We start from the raw sequence: 18,320 nt of genomic DNA, 5'->3' as shown, positions 1-18,320 counted from the left end.
CGTACATGATTCGATGCAGAATTCAATGCTGGTGCTTCATCCTCTTGGCTGTCAGAGTTGAATCGTGAATATCCGCCACTCAGCACTCGCCGTCCTTGTCGCCGTCCTTTGGGGCCTGAATTTCGTCGCGATCGACTTTGGATTGCACCCCGGCAACGGGAGCGGGGGCGCGGCCGACGTGCCGCCTCTACTGTTCGTGGCCATCCGCTTTGTGCTGGTGGTGTTCCCCTGCATCTTCTTCGTCCGCAAACCTGACGTCAGCTGGAAGGCGATCATCGGCGTCGGGCTCTTCATGAGCGCCGGGCAATTTGGCCTTCTCTACCTGGGCATGGCGCTGGGCATGCCGGCCGGGCTCGCCTCCCTGGTGCTGCAGGCGCAAGTACTCCTGACGGTGCTGTTGGCGGCGCGCTTCCTCGGCGAGCGGCCCAGCAAGCGCCAACTGACGGGGGTGGTGTTGGGTGTCGCCGGACTTGCCCTCGTGGCAGTGGGCCGAAGCTTGGTGGCACCCGTGGTGCCGCTCATGATCGTGCTCGCCGCCGCGTTGTCCTGGGCCGCGGGTAACATCATCGCCCGCAAGGCCAAGGCGGCCTCGGGACTGGGCCTGGTGGTCTGGTCCGGGGCTGTGGTGCCCTTGCCGCTTGCGGCGCTGTCGCTCATCGTGGACGGCCCGGCCGCCGTCGTCGGGACCCTCACCAACCTGCAACCGGCGACCATCCTGAGCGCCCTGTACACCGCCGTATTCGCCTCCCTGGTGGGTTATGGCATCTGGAACCGGCTGCTCAGCCTCTACCCGAGCTCGGCCGTGGTGCCGTTCACGTTGTTGGTCCCGGTGGTGGGAATGACCGCGGCGTGGCTGCTCATCTCAGAGGTCCCGACGACGGCGGAACTGGCCGGCGGCCTCCTCCTGCTGGGCGGCGTGGCGACAGCCGTGCTGCAGCGGCGCGCGAAGCCCGGGAATGTGGCGGCGCCCGAAGTGCGTCAGCGCTTGGGGGCCGGCTTGCGCTGAGCCGGCGATCGCGGAATAGGCGATCCCGTCGTCGGGCGCTTGGCGGGGGCGGCGGGCGAGCGCCGTGCAGGGCGCTTTACAGCCCCCGACGCCGGACGTGCCGCCGGCCGCTGGGCGGACCTGGTGGGTGCCGGGGAAGGCCGCGAAGCAGGCCGTGGCGCCGGACGCCGGGCGGCCGGACGGGCCGCCGTCTTCGCACGACGGGATGGCCAGACCGCCCCCACGAACAGGACCAGCAGGGAGCTGCAGCCGGAAAGTGCGGCGAGGTAGAAGTAGATGTCCGAATCCTTGGTGCTCACCGCGCTGCCCAGGGCGTTCTCGTCCTGGTTGAAGGCGAGTCCCCACATGCGAAGGAACGCAATTCCGAACGCGATGAAAAGGGTCGTCGAGATGGCTCCGAGAACAAGCATGAAGTACCTGCGGCGGGTGAAAACCTCGGCTACGCATGCCAGATAGCCGATCGCCAAGACCCCGAGGAAGATGTACATCACGGTTTCGTCAAGGGTGATGGCGAGGAGCACCAGCAAACCAGCGGACACCACGGCAGAGACGATCGCAAGCTTTCCGCTGTTCCCCATGTGATGCATGGGATTAATCATCCCTGGCCGGCAGGCAGCGCCACGCCCCAAGACGCACCAGTTGCCATACCGTTACCGCAGTACGTAGCCGCGCATGATGGTCATGATGGCGGCTATGCTCTGCTCGCGCGTGCGCTCGGGGTTGTACGTCTGCCGGTCGAGGCCCACCACGAAGATCGCTCCGAACATCGCCGCCTCGAGGCTGCCCCGGGCAATGCCCGTATCGACGGTGTAGGTGCTGGCGACCTTTTCGATGGCCGCTCCGATCACGGCCAACAGCTCGCTGCGGAGTTCGACGAAGAGCTTGCCCCATTCGCTGGGCGTCCGCCAGTTCTCACTGATCCAGAGCCGCGCGAAGGATGGGTAGTCGTCCATGAAGTCCATGGCCTGGCCGAGCATGGCCTCCATGGCCTCGAGCGGATCGGCGTGCAGGCCTTCAATGGTCTGGAGCCGGCCGAGCATGATGTCGACGCCGTGGCGTAGCAACTGTGCGATCAGATCGGACTTGCTGCCGAAGTTGTAATAGACCGTTCCCTTGGACACCCCGGCTGCGGCCGCGATCTCGTCCACCGTCACGCCTGCTGCGCCGCGCTCGCCGATCAGTTCCATGGAAGCGTCGAAGAGGCGCTGCTTGGTCGCGTTGGTGCGGGCAGGGCGGAGCTTCTTCTCCGGAATCTCAGGGTCCTGCATGCTCATACCGCGATCTCCGGCTTCAGGGACTTGAGGGTCCAGAACTTGTGTTTACGGACAGCCAGCGTGGAAAGCGCGGCTCCCAGCACAGTGTAGCCAAGCAGGCCCAGGACAATCGGCCAGATCATGGACAAGTCACCGCCATAGATCAAGTGCCGCATGCCGGTCACTACGTAGCCCATCGGCATGATCTCGTGCACAACATGCAGCGGCATGGGGGTGGTTTGCCAGGGGAACGTTCCGCCGGAAGACACCAACTGCAGGACCAAGAGGATCAGCACGACGAACTTTCCAGGAGTTCCCAGCAAAGCCACGATGCCCTGGATGAGGGCCGTGAACGCCATGACCGCAGCCAGCATGAACAACCACATCCACACGGGGTGCGCCGCGTTGAGTCCCAGCCCCAGGTCCACCACAAGGGTGAGGATGCTCGCCTGCAGCACGGACACCACGAAGAACGGGAGCCAGCCGCCGACCGCGATTTTCCACGACGGAGCGTTCGAGGCCAATGCCCGCTGGGTGATCGGACGCATCGCCTGGACCAGCATGAACACACCGATCCAGAGGGACAGCGTCAGGAAGAACGGGGCCAGGCCCGCGCCATAGGAACCTGCCTTGGCCTGCGAGACATTGTTGACCGCAACAGGGTCTGCGATCACCTTGGACACCTCGCTCTTTTGGGCGTCGTTCGGGTTCGGGACCTTTCCGGCGCCCTTCGCCAACTCGCTCGCCAAGGTACGGGATCCGTCCGCGGCCGTGGCGGCCCCGCTGGCAAGCTGCGCCGCGCCGTCGTCGAGCCTCGCGGCACCGTCCGCGAGGGCCGCCGTGCCGTTGACGGCGGACTGTTCACCGGCGGCGAGCGTGGCAGCGCCGGAGCTGAGCTGGTCCGCGCCTGCCGAGGCCTGGCCGATGGCGCCCGTCAGTGCCGGGGTGGCGCCCGCAAGCTTGGCTGCGCCCGCACTGACTGCGGCCGACCCGTCTGAAAGCTGTTGGATCTGCGAGGCATCCGCCGAGATCTTGGCCTTCGCGTCAGTAACCGGGCCGGACGCGGCGGCGGTGTCGAAGTCGGCCAAGATCTTGTTGGCCTGGTCCTGGGTGATGACACCACTAGCCACGAGTTTCTGGGTGCTGCCTACTACGCGGTCCCGCGCCCCGGCGTCGAACGCTGAAAGCTGCCCGACGACGTCCTGGACTTTCGCGTTCAGCTGCGCGTTCCCGGCGGCTACTTGGGCGGCGCCGTCGGCGAGCTTCTGGGAGTCGGCCGGGAGGGATGCGGTCTTGTTCTTTAGCTCCGTGAGGCCCGCGCTGAGCTGCCCGGCACCGTCGTTCAGCTGATTCGCGCCGTCGCGCAGCTTGTTTTGGCCCGCCAGGAGTTCGGACGCACCGCTGCTGAGCTTGCTGGTGCCGTCATGGAGGGTTGCCGCGCCATCGCTGAGCTTCCCGACGCCGTCGGCAAGTTGGGAGGCGCCGTCGGACGCCTTGACGATCGAAGCGTGGATGGTGCCGAAGCCTGTGAGGAGTTGGTTGGCGGTTTCCTCGCCTACTTCCTTGGCCACAGTGGAGTGCACCGCAGTGGTGAGTTTGTCCACGATGGTGCTGAGGAGGTAGTTGTTCGCATCGTTGGTGGTGACGTTGAGCATCGCTTGGTTGGCGGCGTCGAAGCTGCCCGGCGAGACCAGATTGGCCGAGAAGTCCTTCGGGATCTTCAGGGCGAAGGCGTACTTGCCGGATTCCACATCGGCGTCGGCTTCGGCCGTGGTGGTCACCCGCTGCCAGTTGAAGACGTGGCCCTCCACGAGGCTGTCGGCAACCTTCTGGCCTGCCTGCAGTTCCGGGCCGCTTGCCGGCTTGGCTCCCGTGTCCTCGACGACCAGCGCGGCGTCGATCTGGTTGAGGTTGCCGTATGGATCCCAGTTCGCGTAAAGGTACACGGCTCCGTAGAGCAGGGGCACCATGGTCAGGGCGAGGATGGTCAGCTTAGGCAGGAGCCCGCCGGTCATGCGCTTGAGTTCGGAGCGGGCCAGCCGCAGAACAGTCACTTTGCGGTCCTTTGCAGGGTTTCGGGTACTTCTTCGGGATCTTCTTGCGCGGCTTCTGCGGCTTCAGCGGGTTCGGCGGGTGCTTCTGCGGGTGCCGTATGCGTGACCGAGTTGCCGATCACCGCAGCCGGCCCGTCCCAGTTGTCCGGGAGCGCAGAAACGACCGCGACGACGGCGAGCGGCCGCCCGGCGTCGTACGCCAACTGCTCAAGCCGGGGGAGCCAATCCCCAGTGTTCGCGCTGTGCCGGTCCGGGGAATCGAGCACCAGGAGGTCGATGGCGGGGTCCGCGAGGGCCAGGGCTGTCAGCAGCTCGAGGCGGCGATCCGCGGGGAGCTGCTCAATCCACAGCCCGGCGATGTCCTCGAATCGGTTGACCTTGAGCCACGGCTTGCTGAGGAGGGCGCCACGGTAGCGGCGGGGGATGAGGGCGAGGTCTTCGGTGACGAGGTCGCGGACGCTCAAATGCTGCTCCGGCTCGTTGACGCCGGGAGCGTCAATGAGGGCGCTCGCGGCCCGGACTTTCTTGATTTTCGCCGAGTTGTCCCAGCTCAGGAGGCCTTTGCTGGTCTTCATCCGGCCGCTCAGCGCAAGTGCCAATGCCGTGCGCTGGTCCTGACCGTCGCCGCTGACCAGGAGGAGCTCGCCGCGTCCGGCTTCGAGGGACGTGGGAGGCAGGAGATCGTCCCGGCGGCCGTCGATCTGGAGTTGCTGTGCAGACAGCACAATTGGACCTTTCGCAGAACTGGTTATCTGCTCCAATCGTAACTGAACTGACCGGTCAGTTCAAATAGTCTCGGCGGTTCCCGGGCGGGGTCCTCTCAGGTGGCTACCCCTCGGCAGGCTTCGCGCGGCGCACGGGCATAAACGTGCGGGGCGGCTCTTCCGCAGCGAGGAAATTGGCTATCAAGCCCGTGACGACCTCCGGCTGTTCCAGGGGAAGCCCGTGGGAGGCTCCCGGGATGACGGCCAGCTGGCCTTGGGGGAGGGCCTCGTACAGCGAGAGGGTATGGGGCAACGTGACCACGTCGTCGTCACCGACCATCACGAGAACCGGCTGTGTGATGTGCGCGATGTCGGTGGTGGTGAGTTCCGGCTCCGACGTGAACATTGCCACACTTTTGCCAAAGACGACCTCGAGGTGTTCCGGCCCGTCGGGCGATCGCTCGATGTAGGCCTTGCCCAGCTCCTGAGCGATCGGCGAATCCTGGTCCATCTCGAAGGGCACGGTGCCGTTGTAGTGGTAATTGGTGCCGATGACAACCAGCTTGCTGACAAGCTCGGGTCGCCGGAGCGCGACAAGGAGGCCAACGATCCCACCATCACTCCAACCGACGAGATGGGCAGGGCCACCTATGACGTCCTCGAGCACCCGTACCGTCTCGGTGGCCATGTCGGCGTAGTGGAACTCGGCATCTGTGTCCGCGGTATACCCATGGCCTCGACGATCGAAGGCGACCACCCGGAACCGCTCCGATAGGCCCGGTCCGATGCTCCTGAGCAGATCGTCGCTGTTGCTCAGGCCGCCGTGCAGCAGCAGGAGGGGTTCGCCGGGACCGCCCCGGTCTTCGACCCACGTTGGGTGTCCGGCAATGTCCACGAGCTCGGCCATGCGGCCATTGTCCTCCCGGCCCGTCGGCGCCACAACGGCTACCAGGCTTACAGCCCGTACTTTTCCAACAGTCGCAGCCACACCTCGCTGATAGTGGGGTACGACGGCACCGCATGCCACAGCCGGTCCAACGGCACTTCGCCCACAATCGCGATGCTGGCGCCATGCAAAAGCTCGGCCACTCCAGGCCCGGCGAACGTCGCGCCCACTACCACCTTCCGGTCCTCGTCCACCACCAGTTGCGCCCAGCCTTCGTAATTTTCCGAATGCAGCTGGGAGCCGGACACATTGATGGGGAGTTCCACCGAGCTTGCGTTGATGCCCTTTTGCAGCGCCTGCTTGAGGCTCGGGCCTACGGATGCCACTTCCGGATCCGTGAAGACCACGCTGGGGATCGCGTATTCGTCGGCTGTCTTTGCGAGGGCGCTCCATGGCTTCGGGGTGCCGTGGAGGGTTCCCCTGGCGCGCGCAACGATGGCGTCGCCAGTTGCCCGGGCCTCGTACTTGCCCTGATGGGTGAGGAAGACCGATCCCGCGGCATCGCCGGCCGCGTAGAGCCAGAGCCCGCTCGTCCCGTCGCTGGCGGCGCCCTCAACCAAGCCGCTAGAGTCCGTGGTGAGGCGCAAAGCCTTGCCCTCTTCGGCGTCGAGCCCCACGTTCTCGAGTCCCAAATTATCAAGGGCCGGCCGCCGGCCAGTCGCCACCAGCAACTCGTCAGAGTTCAAGACTGTTCCGTCGCCAAGGGTGACGCGGAAGGCGCGGTCCGGGTTGTGTTCGACGAGCGTAGTGTCTGTCCCGAGACGGAGATCGACGCCGTCCGCCCGAAGCCCTGCGGCAACCAAGTCGGCAGCTTCCGCAGGGAACGCGCTCAGCAATCGGCCCCGCGCAACGATAGTGACCGACGAACCCAAGCGGGCGAACGCCTGGGCAAGTTCGACGCTGGCAACCCCGCCGCCCAGCACCACGAAACGTGCCGGGATGTATCGGGCAGAGGTGGCGCCGCGGGTTGTCCAGTAGGGGACGTCCCGCAAGCCGTCGACTTTCGGGATGACGGGCGTGGATCCGGTGGCAACGACCACGGCGTGATGGGCTTTGAGCGAGTAGCTGTTGCCGTCCTTGCCATCCACTTGGACTTCGCGGGGGCCCGTGATGCGCGCGCGGCCCCGGATAAGCTCGATCCCCGTATCCACGAGCCACTGCACGGCGCCGTCGTCCTGCCATTTGTTGGTGAAGTAATCGCGGTATTTCAGGACCGGTGCGGGATCCAGGACCTTCGTGACGGAGTCCGATGCTCCGGGCACTGACTGGGCGGTGTGCAGCGCCGTTCCAGGCCGAAGGAGCGCTTTGGACGGTATGCAGGCCCAGTAGGAGCATTCCCCTCCGACGAGCTCAGCCTCCACAATGGCCGCGGTAAGGCCGCCCCGGACCACTCGGTCTGCAACGTTCTCACCCACGGCCCCGGCGCCGATCACGATGACATCGAATTCCCGGATATTCTCCTCAGCCATGGGAGAAGCCTACGCCCGGACGCTCGCCGGGATCAGGGACGTGGCGACGGATTCTGCTGGATCAGGCCTCCAATGCGCCCTTGAACCAGCCGGTGATGCTCGCCGGATGCGTGATGGCGGTACCGACGACGACGGCGAACGCGCCGGCGTCGAGGGCCTGACGTGCCTGCGCGGGGGTATGGATGCGGCCCTCGGCGATGAGCGGCTTGCCCAGTCCGGCGCCGGCTATCTCCGCCAGAAGCTCAAGATCGGGGCCGTCGGTCTTGGAACGCTCCCCGGTGTACCCCGCCAGGGTGGTGCCGATCAGGTCAGCACCGGCTTCGACGGCGGCCACCGCATCAGCGAAGGAACCGCAGTCAGCCATGACCAGGGCATGCGATTCGGCGTGGATTCCGTCGATGGTGTGCCTGAGGGTCAAGCCGTCGGGACGCGTGCGCCGCGTGCCGTCGATAGCCACGACGTGGGAGCCGGCATTCGCGACGGCAAGGGCGTGCCGGAGCGTGGGGGTGATGAACACGCCGTCGTGCCCGTCCTTCCAGAGCCCGATCACCGGAACCTCCACAGCCGCACGGGTGAATTGGACGTCAGCGATGCCCTGGACCCGGACTGCCGCGGCACCACCGATAACCGCCGACGCCGCCACCTGGCCGGTGGTCCGGGGATCGCGCATGGGCTCGCCCGGGTAGGCCTGGCAGGACACGATCAACTGCGAGCGGAGGGCTTCGAGGCCATCGGGGGTCAGGATCATGGGGTGTCTCCTTGCGAGGGTGTTCGGGTGTTCGGGTGTTCGGGTGTCAGTTCAGGACGAGTTTGGCCGCGCCCACAATGGCCGCGGTATTGCCTAGCGCCGCGCGAAGCACGGGAATGTCAGCAAGCGGGGCCATGAGCTCCTTGCGCAGGGCGCGTTCCATGGGTTTCCACCAGAAATCTCCCGCATCCGCGAGACCCCCGGAAACCACCACCGTCTCCGGGTCGAGGATGTTGACGAGCCCGCCGATCGCCTGCCCGGCAGCACCCGCGCCCGCGCCGATGGCTCTGATGGCGGCAGCACTGTCAGCCGGGGCGGCGCGATCGCGGTCGTGAGCCAAGGCAAACACGGCACGCGTATCAGGGACCGCGGGGGAGCCGCCGAAACGGAGGAAGGATTCATGGATGGCCGGGCCCGAAGCGATCGCCTCGACGTGGCCCGAGCCGCCGCAAACGCACGGGAGGGCCCTGCCCTCGTGATAGGCATACGGCGAAGCAAAGTGTCCCACGTGCCCACCCACATAGTGGTGCCCCAAAACAGGAGAGCCATCCAGCACGAAACTGCCGCCCACACCCGTCCCGAAAGCCACCATGAGCGAACTCGAAGACCCCGCAGCCGCCCCACGCCACGCCTCACCAAGAGCATGCGCATGCACGTCGTTGACGGCACTGACCGAGCCCCGAGGCAAACCCAGGAGTTGCGCCAACCCCGCCGTCAACCTGGTCCCGGCCCACCCCAGGATCGCATCAGTCGCCGAAACCACCTCACCGTTCACGGCATCAATGACCCCGGCCGAACCCACGCCAACACGCCCGACGTCGATTCCCTCACCCGCCGCCCGCCTTATGAGCCGCCCTACGAGCGCCGCGGTCGCCCTCAAAATAGCGTCGCGCCCACCCCGACTCAGCGTAGGAATCTGCTCCGAAAACAACACCTCCCCATCGGCCCCCACAACCCCCGCGGCAGTCTTCGTCCCCCCAAGATCAACCCCGACCACGTACATCATGCTTTGTCCTCCGGATCGTTCGATTGCTGGGTTCGAGCCCGCGCTGCGGTTCGTTATGGTCAGGTTAGCCGTGGCCGGTGCTGCGCCAGGCTGCGGTCTGTCTGTGGTCGGGTTCGTTGTGGCCGGGACAGCGCGGACCCATCATTTCGCCGGCGCTTAGACACCTCCCGCCGTTCCGCTACGGTCGCGGAGCGACCTCCGCAGAACTCTGGTCGGCGATGCGCGCCTACACGAAACAATGCGCCCGCGCCTTGCGCTGTCGGCTCCCCGATCCGGGACCTGCGGCCTGCTGTCTCGCGTGCCGCCGCCTGCGGCGGCACAATGCGGATCCCGACCCTGCCCCAAAGGTTCTGCAAGCACCCGAGTGCCGGAGGGACGGTTTTGTGTAGTCCCGCATCGCCGACCAGAGCATTGCGGAAGTCGCTCAGCGACGGTAATGCGGCGTCGGGAGGAAGAGAAGCCCCAGGGGCCCGAGCCGAGCTTGCGAGGCTTGGGGAGGGGCTGAACGCTAAGGGACGGCAAAACTGGACCTGCGGCACGACCCGACCACGGCAACCCACGAAAGGTGAGCTGACGGCAACGCGCCCAGGTGAGGGCGGATCGGAAGCTCAGGCGAGGCGAGCCGCGCCGCCCTTCTAGACCAGGCCGTTGCGCTTGAGGATCGTGTGGATTGCGGAGGTTTCTTCGGCGTTCAGGGAGAGCATCGGGGCGCTCATCGTGTTGGATTCGATGATGCCCATGATCTGGAGGGCGGTCTTGAAAGCGCCTAGTCCTGCTGCGCCGCCGGAGACGCGGCCGTTGGGGGTGTAGACGATGTCGAAGAGGTCGGCCAGGCGGTCTTGTTCGGCGGCCGCGGCGGTCCAGTCTCCGTCTTGGGTGGCGTCGAACAGGCGGCGGTAACCGGCGGGGTCGACGTTGCCGAGGCCGGGGACCACGCCTTGGGCGCCTGCGAGGAGGGCGCCGTCGACGACGATTTCGTGGCCTGTGAAGATGTCGAAGTTGGGGATGTCCTTGGCTGCGAGGATGAGTTGGCGGAAGGAGACGTCGTCGCCGGAGGAGTCCTTGACGCCTGCGATCACGCCGTCGCGGCCGAGGCGGACCAAGAGGTCGGTGGGCAGCTTGAAGTGGGTGCGGACGGGGACGTCGTAGGCGAAGATCGGCTTGTCCACGGCAGCGTGGATGCTGCGGAAGTGGGTTTCGGTCTCCTGGGCGTTGCCGATGGCGTAGTACATGGAGGTGACCACGATTGCGTCGGCGCCGAGGTCCACAACTTTGCGCGCTTCTTCGATGACGCGGTTGGTCGTTTGTTCGTTGGCGCCCACGATCAGGGGCACGGCACCGGCGTTTGCGTCGGCGATCGTGGAGACGACGAGTTCGCGCTCTTCGTTGGTCATGTAGGGGACCTCGCCGGAGGAGCCCAACACGAAGAGGCCGGACACACCGCCGTCGAGCAGGTGCTTGGTGACGTTCTTCAGGGACGCGGTGTCAACGCGGCCGTCCGCGTGGCGGGGGGTGATGACCGGGGGAATGACGCCCTGGAACTGAGTAGACACAGAAATCTCCGTTGCTTGGATCTGGATGGGAAAACTTAGGTGTGGAGCAGGCTGGGCGCGGCGCCGAGCAGCTTCTTGGTGTAGTCGTTGCTCGGGTTGTCGAAGATCTGGGCGGCCGGGCCTTCCTCGACGATCTGTCCGAAGTACATGACGCAGATGCGGTCGGAGACGTAGCGGACGGTCTGGATGTCGTGCGAAATGAACACCATGCCGAGGTTCAGCTGGGTTTTCAGGTCGGACAGCAGGTTCAGGACTTGGGCGCGGACGGAAACGTCGAGGGCCGACGTCGGCTCGTCCGCCACGATGATGTCCGGGTCCAAGGCGAGTGCGCGGGCGATCGCCACGCGCTGGCGCTGGCCGCCGGAGACTTGCGACGGCGTGACCTCGGCCGCCGATTGCGGCAAGCCCACGAGGGCCAGCAGTTCCTTGACCTTGTCCGAGCGGGACGCGGCGTTGCCGATGCCGTGCACCTGCAGGGGATCGGTGAGGATGTCCTGGATGGTCATGCGCGGATTGAGTGCCGTGGCGGGGTCCTGGAAGACCACGGAGACGGCGCGTCCGAATTCCTTGCGCATCCGGGCGTTGCGCTTGATGGCCGGCTTGCCGTGGAAGAGCACCTGGCCCGACGTCGGGGCCTGGAGTCCCACGAGCACTGAAGCGAGCGTGGACTTGCCGCAGCCGGACTCACCGACGATACCGACCGTTTCGCCGCGGCTGATGCTGAAGTCCACGCCGTTGACTGCCTTGACGATGTTGGGCCGGAAGAGGCCGCCCGTGCGGGCCCGGTGGTGGACCTTGACGTCTTTCAGTTCGATGACCGGCTTGCCGGTTGAAACACTCATTTTGCGTCCTCCTTCAGGTGGCTGGCCCAGTAGTGGTCCCGGTCCGTTCCGCCGCCCGCGGGTTCAACAACGGCGAGGACCAATTGCTGGTTCGGGTCGGCGTCGGGCCTCAACGAGCGTGCCGCAAAGCGGTCGCCAGCGGCGAAATCGCGCGGCGAGGGGACGGTGCCGGGGATCTGGTGGAGGCGGACGGCGTCGGCCTCGATCGAAAGGACTGCGCCCAACAGACCGCGCGTGTATTCGTGCCGCGGGTTCTGCAGGAGCTCCGAAGCTTGTGCGGATTCCACCACCTGGCCTGCATACATGACCGTGATCCGGTGCGCCAGGGAGGCAACCAGGGCGAGGTCGTGGCTGACGAAGACCATGGCGAAGCCGAGCTGTTCGCGCAGTTCGTTGAGCAGCTCCACTACTTGCTTCTGGACGGTGACGTCGAGGGCGGTGGTGGGTTCGTCTGCCACCACGATCTTCGGCGAGCGGGAGAGTGCCATGGCGATCAGCACGCGTTGGCGCTGGCCGCCGGAGAGCTCGTGCGGATAGCTGGCGAGCGTGCGCACGGGATCGAGCTTGACCATTTCCAGCAACTCGGCAGGGGTCTTGCGGCCGCCTCGCCTGGTCAGCTGGGTCATCTGCTCCTTGATCTTCATGGACGGGTTGAGCGAGCTCAGCGCGTCCTGATACACCATGGCGATCTGTTCGCCGCGCAGGCCCTGGTAGGCCTTGGCGTTGCTGTGCTTCGAGCCGGAATCCAGGAGTTCCTTGCCATCGAAGACGATGGAACCGGTGATCTCGGCGGTCTTTGGCAGGAGGCCCATGATCGCGAGGGACGTGATGGACTTGCCGCAACCGGATTCGCCCACCAGTCCCATGGTTTCCCCTTCGCGGACGGTGAAGGAGACGTTGTCCACGATCGCGGTTTCGCCGAAGCGGCCGGGGAAGCGGATGGACAGGTTCTTGACCTCCAGCACGTTCCGGGCGTCGGCTGGGACCTGTGGGAGTCGATCGGTGCGCTTGGCCTCGATCGATGCGAGGAGCTCAAGCTCCGTATCGAGCAGTGCGTGCGGATTCTCTGCTGCGAGCTTCGGATCGTTCAGGACGGACGCCGCGTAGTCCTCTTCGGAGAGCGGATCGCCGTTGGCGGCGCGAACGCCGTCGAGCTCGTGCTGTTCCACCACGGAAGACTGGGCCACCGACGTCGCGATCTCGGTGTCGACGGCGGCGCCCGCCACCGCGGCGCCCGCAAAGGCAGCGGCAGCACCGTCGTCGTCCTTCACGACCGGTGCCTTCCGCAGCTTCGGATTCACCATGGCATCCGTGAGGCCCTCGGCGAGGATGTTCAGTGCAAGCACGGTGAGCAGGATGGTGAGGCCGGCGAAGGTGGTTGCCCACCAGCCGCCGGAGAGGACCAGGTTGCGGCCGTAGGAGATCACGTTGCCCCATGACGGCGCGGGATCCTGGACGCCGGCGCCGAGGAAGGACAGCGATGCTTCGAGGATGATGGCGTCGGCCACCATGACCGTGGCGAAAACCAGCACCGGGGCCGCGGTGTTGCGGACAATGTGCTTGAGCAGGATGTAGGCGCGGCCGGCGCCCATCACGCGTTCGGCGCGGACGTAGTCTTCACCGTATTGGGACAGCACATTGGCGCGGACCACGCGGGCGAGCTGCGGGGTGTAGATGATGGCGATCGCAACGATGATGGTGGGCACCGAGTTGCCGAACGCCGCCAGGAGCACTGCCGCGAGGGCGATGCCCGGGAACGCCATGAGGATGTCCATGAGGCGCATGATGATCTCGTTGACGGCCTTGCTGGACGTAGCGGCGAGCGAGCCAAGCACGGCGCCGACGACGATCGCAAGGGCCACTGCCCCGAGGCCGATCATGAGCGAGGACTGTGAGCCGTAAAGGAGCCGTGAGAAGACGTCGCGGCCCAGGCGGTCGGTGCCGAAGAAGTGGTCGCCGTCCGGAGCTTGCGCAGGAATGAACGTTTCCAGGGGATCGTGGGGCGCGATGACCGGAGCGAAGATGGCTGCCAAGGCGATGACCACGAGGAACAACAGGGCAAAACGCGATCCCCAGGGGAGGGACTTGAAGCGGACGCCCGGGGCGCTGAGCCGTTCAGCAAGTTTGCTGCGCATGGCTATACCGTCCTGATTCGGGGGTTGATGAGCAGGTACAGGAGGTCCACCACGATGTTCACCAGAACGAAGGTGACCGAGATGGTGAGGACCACGCCCTGGACCAGGTTGACGTCCAGGTTGGTGATGCCGTTGAGGATCAGCTGGCCCATGCCCGGAAGGGCGAAGATCATTTCAATTACGACGGCGCCGCCCAGGAGGTAGCCGATCCTGAGTCCCAGCACGGTCACCGGAGTCACGAGCGCGTTGCGCAGGACGTTCCGGGAAACCACCTCGCGGTAGGGGACTCCGTTGCCGATGGCTGTCCGGACGTAGTCGCGGTCCAATTCCTCCACCATCGAGGTGCGGACCACGCGGATCAGGGAAGCGGAGACCGGAATGCCGAGCGCGAGGGCCGGAAGCGCCATCGAGTTGAGCCAACCGCCGAAGCCGGACTCCGGCGTCGCGATTCCACCCGAGGGAAACAGCGGGTTGTCCCCAAGCGCGAACCACTGGATGAGCAGGATGCCAAGCCAGAAGGACGGGGTGGCGATGGCCGCGATGGAGAAGATCCGGACCAACTGGTCCTGCCATTTGTCGCGGTAAAGGGCGCCGATGATGCCGAAAACCAAGGACAGGATGACGGCGATGATCACGCCGAGGAACGTCAGCTGGAGGGTCAGCGGGAAGGCCGCGGCGATCATGCTTGCCACCGACTTGGACGGCGGGGTGGTCACGCCAAGATCTAGCTGCAGGAGCCTGCCCAGGAAGCGGAAGTATTGGACGAAAAGGGGATCGTTCAGGCCGTTGTCCTGGCGGTACTGCTGTTTGGCCGCCTCGCTGGCGCCTTCGCCGAGGGCAGTGCTGGCCTGGTCGCCTGGTGCTGCTTGAAGGACGAGGAAGACCAGCAGCGTGATGCCCAGGATCATCAGGGGCAATGCTGCGAGCCTGCGTCCAAGCAGACGCAATATCATGACCAATTTGTTCTCCGGTTGCTTTGGTGCGGGGGCCCAACTGACTCGCAGTAAGTGTCGTTTTGAGCCGTCTAAACGACAACAAATGCGAGCCAGTTGGGTGTGGCTAGGAGGTGCGGCCGACGCCGATGAAGGACAGTCCTGTGGTGGGCAGCGGCTTGAAGCCTGAGAGCTTCTTTTCGTCCCATGCACTGGGGAGCTGGCGGTGGAAGAGCGGGTACAGCGGGACTTCGTCCGAGACGAGGTCCACGATCTGGCCGGTGATCTTCTTCGCGTCGGCGGCTGCGGCCTGCGAGCCCTTGTCCATCAGGCCCTGGAGGGTGGCGCTTTCCGGAGTGGTCCAGTAGGCGCGCTTGGCCATCCAGGTGGCGCCGGAGTAGAACCAGCTCAAGAGCAGGTCTGCGTCGTTGCCGAAGACGGAGGGGTCGCCTGGGGCCGCAACCACGGAGAAGTCGGCCTTGCCAACCCTGTCTGAGTACAAGGCGCCGGACTGCAGGTTCTTTGCGGTGACCTTGACGCCCGGGATCTTGTTCCAGGATTCAAGCATCAGCGGGGCAACGTCCTTGACCCAGGCAGTATCGGTGGTGAGCAGCTCGAATTCGAGGTTGCTCACGCCGGCCTGCTTGAGGAGGTCCGCGGCCTTCTGGGGATCGTAGCCGTAGACGTTCTTGGCCTTGACGTAGTCCGGGTGGCCCTCTTGGAAGTACGACGACGCGGCCTTGGCATTGCCGAACAAGGCCTTCTTGATGATGGCGTCCTTGTCCAGTCCATAGTGGAGTGCCTGGCGGACCAGCTTGTTGTCGAACGGGGCCTTGGCGCAGTTGAACATCAGGAACAGCATGCCGAAGGACTGCACGGATTCAACGCGGGTCTTGGACTTGAGCCCGTCCATGTCCAGGTAGGGGACGTCTTCGATCGCCTGGACGCGGCCCGACTGGACTGCGGTGACACGGGCTGCCGCGTCCGAGAGCAACAGCCAGGTCATGCCCTTGGCGAGTGCCGGCTTGGGGCCGTTGTAGTCGGCGAATGCTTCGAAGACGATCTTGTCGTCCTTCACTGCCGAGATCAGCTTGTAGGGGCCGGAACCTACGGGCTTGGCATCGAATCCCTTCTGATCGGCTGAGGCCAGAGCCTTCGGAACCACCTTCACCACGGAGATTCGGGGTCCGAAGCCGGGGAAAGGGTATTTCAGTGAGAACTCGACCGTCTTGGCATCGAGGGCCTTGACGTCCTTGATGAAGGGAATGAACTGGGAGAACAAGGACTTGTTGGCCGGGTCCATCACGCGGGTGAAGGAGTAGACAACATCGTCGGTGGTGACAGGGGCGCCGTTGTGGAACTTGGCGCCGTCGCGGATGGTCACCTGGTACGTGGTGTCGTTGACCTTCTTGGGGTCGCTGGCGGCCAGCGCGTTGTAAGGCTCGCGGGTAGCGGGGTGGAGTTCCACGAGGCCTTCGAAGATGTGCAGGTTGGCCGCCTGCGGCGTGGCTCCGGAGGACGTCATCGGGTCGAAACCGGTGGACAAGGCATAGGAGATGCCTGCTTCGATGGTGAGGTCCTTGTTGACGGTCGCAGTGTTGTTTGCTGCGCCCGTGGTGGTGGAGGCAGGACCGCCACATGCGGACAGGGTGGCCGTGAACGCTGCCGCGGCTCCAATCGCCCCGGTCAGCTTGAGGAAGTTGCGTCGGCTGGCGTCGCTGACCAGCGGCAGGGTGTTAATCGTGTTGCTCATAAGATGCCTCACCATTCAAGTTTTCTGGTTATCGGATGTAGGACATCCGATGCTCGTAAAGAAACTGTAAGGGCGGTCACATGAAGTCGTCAAGCGAGATTTGGATCACTGGTGACCCGACGAGCGACTGCGGCGTTGCCGGCAGGTGCTGCCGATGGGCGATGCGCCGCGGTTCGCCTTGCGAAGTTCGACCTGGGGCTCGGTCAAAAATTAGGGCGAACATCTATCAAGGAGATGGGACATCCGATATTGTATGTTGCGAAGCACTATATCCACGGTGGGCGCTAGGCTCACCTCAACATTAACACTGCACTGATTCCTTGTCCCCGGTCCTGAAAGGATCCGGGCCAAGGATGGGTACTTTTGCAAGGAGAGCCATGACCACTTCCGGTGTCGTTCCGCAGGCGCGGTTCAGCGCACAGGCCCGGCTCAGGGCCCTCCAGTCGGACATTATGGAATTGATCCTCGAACGCGAGCTCGAGGCGGGCGATCCTTTGCCCACGGAAAATGAACTCTCCGTGGCGTTGGGGGTAGGGCGCAATACCCTTCGCGAATCCCTGAAGGTGCTGCAGGCGCTGGGTGTCATCGAGATCCGCCATGGCTTTGGCATGTTCGTCGCCCCGAGCAACTTCGAGGCGCTCGCCGACGGCCTGACGTTCCGGGGCCGCTTGTCGCTGCGCCACCAGGGACTCGAGGCGCTGCAACTCGTGGACGTGCGCCAAGCGCTCGAATCGGGGCTGATCGGCTCCTCCATGGACGTGATGACCACCGAGCAGCTTGCCCTGATCGAAGAAGCCGTCAAACAGATGGAGGAGCTGGCGCACGCTGGCGAGAACTTCGTAGCCGCCGACGCTGAGTTCCACCGCCGGCTGTTCGAGCCGTTGAATAACGAGCTCCTCATCAACCTCATGGGTGTTTTCTGGAAGGTCTACCGGAAGATCCACGTGGAGATCGGCTCCGCGAACGAAGATCTAGTTGCCACCGCTGCCATGCACCGAAGTATCTACACCGCCGTCGCAACCGGGGACAAGACCGCGGCCGCCGAACTGCTCAACCGTCACTTTGACGGAATCCGCCGTCGTATCAGCGAGGCCGTCGCGGTCTAAGGCCTGGCACCCAAGCGCAAGGGCCGCCGTCGTACTTTGTCATGAAGTACGACGGCGGCCCTTGCCTTTTGCGCGCAACCCCCGGAGACGCTGCCCTTCCTGACCTTCTTTGGTTTGGGAAAGCGCTTACGACACGGCGAGTCTCGTCATGTGGTGGCCGTGGGGCGGCAAAGAGGGTCAGAGCGGCGAGGGCGTCGGCTTGCACGTTGGATCGTAGAGCGATGCCCTGGGTAGGCGTCGGATTCTGCTGGATCATTCCCCTGCCGAAGGTCCCTGGCCGTGTGATTCCAAGGGTGCCGGGCCCGGGGAGTGCTTGTGATCCAGCAGAATCGTAGGCGCACCTCCGCCGTGGAGTGAGGTCTGCTGGCCGCGTAGTGCCGGGGGAGTCCTTCGGGTTCTTTGAAGGGCTGCCCTTCCTGACCTTCATTGGTTTGGGAAAGCGCTTACGACACGGCGAGTCTCGTCATGTGGTGGCCGTGGGGCGGCAAAGAGGGTCAGGACGGCGCGCGCAACCCTCGAGACGAGGCGCGCCAACCAACCCGGCCCTGGAATTTAACGAAAAAAGACCCGCACCGGGACCGGTGCGGGTCTTCATTTGTGCGCCCAAAGGGATTCGAACCCCTGACCTTCTGTTCCGTAGACAGACGCTCTATCCAGCTGAGCTATGGGCGCATCTTGGTGATTCTCGGGAGTTTCAAACTCGCTCCCCCCTCGAACCTCAATAAACTTTACGCGAGATCCCCGTTCGTGCCAAATCGGCGCGGTGTAATCTGCCTAACTAGACCGGTCTATGTGACCTTGGTCACTAAATTT

15 protein-coding genes and 1 tRNA gene are annotated in these 18,320 nt (G+C 64.8%); 2 read left to right on the top strand and 14 right to left on the bottom strand.

Annotated features, from left to right (window positions below; translation table 11 throughout):
• The first annotated feature begins 64 nt into the window (after positions 1-64).
• Positions 65-1,006 carry an EamA family transporter gene (locus ACFVTG_RS13635; protein WP_284753469.1) on the top strand — a complete coding sequence of 314 codons (942 nt, stop codon included), beginning with the start codon at positions 65-67 and terminating at the stop codon, positions 1,004-1,006.
• Here the strand turns inward: ACFVTG_RS13635 and ACFVTG_RS13630 are convergent.
• The 13 genes from ACFVTG_RS13630 to ACFVTG_RS13570 form a co-directional block, all read right to left on the bottom strand.
• Positions 979-1,584 carry a hypothetical protein gene (locus ACFVTG_RS13630; protein WP_390281192.1) on the bottom strand — a complete coding sequence of 202 codons (606 nt, stop codon included), beginning with the start codon at positions 1,582-1,584 and terminating at the stop codon, positions 979-981. The genes ACFVTG_RS13635 and ACFVTG_RS13630 overlap by 28 nt on opposite strands.
• Positions 1,585-1,656: 72 nt before the next feature.
• The gene (locus ACFVTG_RS13625; protein ID WP_390281190.1) at positions 1,657-2,280 is read right to left on the bottom strand and encodes a TetR/AcrR family transcriptional regulator; all 624 of its coding nucleotides are present in this window, start codon (positions 2,278-2,280) and stop codon (positions 1,657-1,659) included.
• Positions 2,277-4,313 carry a YhgE/Pip family protein gene (locus tag ACFVTG_RS13620; RefSeq protein WP_390281188.1) on the bottom strand — a complete coding sequence of 679 codons (2,037 nt, stop codon included), beginning with the start codon at positions 4,311-4,313 and terminating at the stop codon, positions 2,277-2,279. Before ACFVTG_RS13620 ends, ACFVTG_RS13625 begins: the two co-directional genes overlap by 4 nt.
• The gene (locus ACFVTG_RS13615; protein WP_390281186.1) at positions 4,310-5,038 is read right to left on the bottom strand and encodes an ABC transporter ATP-binding protein; all 729 of its coding nucleotides are present in this window, start codon (positions 5,036-5,038) and stop codon (positions 4,310-4,312) included. The genes ACFVTG_RS13620 and ACFVTG_RS13615 overlap by 4 nt, the downstream gene beginning before the upstream one ends.
• Before the next feature lie 103 nt (positions 5,039-5,141).
• Positions 5,142-5,924 (bottom strand): alpha/beta fold hydrolase, encoded by a 783-nt coding sequence (locus ACFVTG_RS13610; protein ID WP_390281184.1) that lies wholly within the window; start codon positions 5,922-5,924, stop codon positions 5,142-5,144.
• Between the two features lie 47 nt (positions 5,925-5,971).
• Positions 5,972-7,432: a dihydrolipoyl dehydrogenase family protein gene (locus ACFVTG_RS13605; protein ID WP_390281182.1), complete on the bottom strand. Its 1,461-nt coding sequence runs from the start codon at positions 7,430-7,432 to the stop codon at positions 5,972-5,974.
• Between the two features lie 61 nt (positions 7,433-7,493).
• Positions 7,494-8,180 carry an N-acetylmannosamine-6-phosphate 2-epimerase gene (locus tag ACFVTG_RS13600; RefSeq protein WP_390281180.1) on the bottom strand — a complete coding sequence of 229 codons (687 nt, stop codon included), beginning with the start codon at positions 8,178-8,180 and terminating at the stop codon, positions 7,494-7,496.
• A 46-nt stretch (positions 8,181-8,226) separates the two neighbouring features.
• A complete protein-coding gene (locus tag ACFVTG_RS13595) occupies positions 8,227-9,186 on the bottom strand; it encodes an ROK family protein (RefSeq protein ID WP_390281178.1) in 960 nt (319 codons plus the stop codon).
• Positions 9,187-9,821: 635 nt separating this feature from the next.
• Positions 9,822-10,739, bottom strand: coding sequence for a dihydrodipicolinate synthase family protein (locus ACFVTG_RS13590; protein ID WP_390281176.1), 918 nt, complete (start codon positions 10,737-10,739; stop codon positions 9,822-9,824).
• Positions 10,740-10,774: 35 nt separating this feature from the next.
• A complete protein-coding gene (locus ACFVTG_RS13585; RefSeq protein WP_284753455.1) occupies positions 10,775-11,581 on the bottom strand; it encodes an ABC transporter ATP-binding protein in 807 nt (268 codons plus the stop codon).
• A complete protein-coding gene (locus ACFVTG_RS13580) occupies positions 11,578-13,716 on the bottom strand; it encodes a dipeptide/oligopeptide/nickel ABC transporter permease/ATP-binding protein (protein ID WP_390281174.1) in 2,139 nt (712 codons plus the stop codon). The genes ACFVTG_RS13585 and ACFVTG_RS13580 overlap by 4 nt, the downstream gene beginning before the upstream one ends.
• A 2-nt stretch (positions 13,717-13,718) precedes the next feature.
• The gene (locus ACFVTG_RS13575) at positions 13,719-14,675 is read right to left on the bottom strand and encodes an ABC transporter permease (RefSeq protein ID WP_390281171.1); all 957 of its coding nucleotides are present in this window, start codon (positions 14,673-14,675) and stop codon (positions 13,719-13,721) included.
• Positions 14,676-14,775: 100 nt separating this feature from the next.
• On the bottom strand, positions 14,776-16,416 hold the full coding sequence (locus ACFVTG_RS13570) for an ABC transporter substrate-binding protein (protein ID WP_390281169.1): 1,641 nt from the start codon (positions 16,414-16,416) through the stop codon (positions 14,776-14,778).
• Between the two features lie 362 nt (positions 16,417-16,778).
• Between ACFVTG_RS13570 and ACFVTG_RS13565 the strand changes: the two genes are divergently transcribed.
• Positions 16,779-17,507, top strand: coding sequence for a FadR/GntR family transcriptional regulator (locus ACFVTG_RS13565; protein WP_284753451.1), 729 nt, complete (start codon positions 16,779-16,781; stop codon positions 17,505-17,507).
• A gap of 598 nt (positions 17,508-18,105) precedes the next feature.
• Here the strand turns inward: ACFVTG_RS13565 and ACFVTG_RS13560 are convergent.
• Positions 18,106-18,179: transfer RNA gene (locus tag ACFVTG_RS13560), tRNA-Arg, on the bottom strand.
• Positions 18,180-18,320: the final 141 nt, after the last annotated feature.

The organism is Arthrobacter sp. NPDC058127 (assembly GCF_042884555.1).
Classification (GTDB): Bacteria; Actinomycetota; Actinomycetes; order Actinomycetales; family Micrococcaceae; genus Arthrobacter.
The sequence above is the reverse complement of the archived record's forward strand: the minus strand, read 5'-3'. Positions and strand labels throughout refer to the sequence as shown.

What these genes read in the sequence shown, in the direction of transcription:
- ACFVTG_RS13595 (WP_390281178.1), bottom strand. Translation starts at nt 9,186, where the DNA reads ATGATGTACGTGGTCGGGGTTGATCTTGGGGGGACGAAGACTGCCGCG.
- ACFVTG_RS13565 (WP_284753451.1), top strand. Translation starts at nt 16,779, where the DNA reads ATGACCACTTCCGGTGTCGTTCCGCAGGCGCGGTTCAGCGCACAGGCC.
- ACFVTG_RS13570 (WP_390281169.1), bottom strand. Translation starts at nt 16,416, where the DNA reads ATGGTGAGGCATCTTATGAGCAACACGATTAACACCCTGCCGCTGGTC.
- ACFVTG_RS13610 (WP_390281184.1), bottom strand. Translation starts at nt 5,924, where the DNA reads ATGGCCGAGCTCGTGGACATTGCCGGACACCCAACGTGGGTCGAAGAC.
- ACFVTG_RS13630 (WP_390281192.1), bottom strand. Translation starts at nt 1,584, where the DNA reads ATGGGGAACAGCGGAAAGCTTGCGATCGTCTCTGCCGTGGTGTCCGCT.
- ACFVTG_RS13605 (WP_390281182.1), bottom strand. Translation starts at nt 7,432, where the DNA reads ATGGCTGAGGAGAATATCCGGGAATTCGATGTCATCGTGATCGGCGCC.
- ACFVTG_RS13625 (WP_390281190.1), bottom strand. Translation starts at nt 2,280, where the DNA reads ATGAGCATGCAGGACCCTGAGATTCCGGAGAAGAAGCTCCGCCCTGCC.
- ACFVTG_RS13600 (WP_390281180.1), bottom strand. Translation starts at nt 8,180, where the DNA reads ATGATCCTGACCCCCGATGGCCTCGAAGCCCTCCGCTCGCAGTTGATC.
- ACFVTG_RS13580 (WP_390281174.1), bottom strand. Translation starts at nt 13,716, where the DNA reads ATGCGCAGCAAACTTGCTGAACGGCTCAGCGCCCCGGGCGTCCGCTTC.
- ACFVTG_RS13585 (WP_284753455.1), bottom strand. Translation starts at nt 11,581, where the DNA reads ATGAGTGTTTCAACCGGCAAGCCGGTCATCGAACTGAAAGACGTCAAG.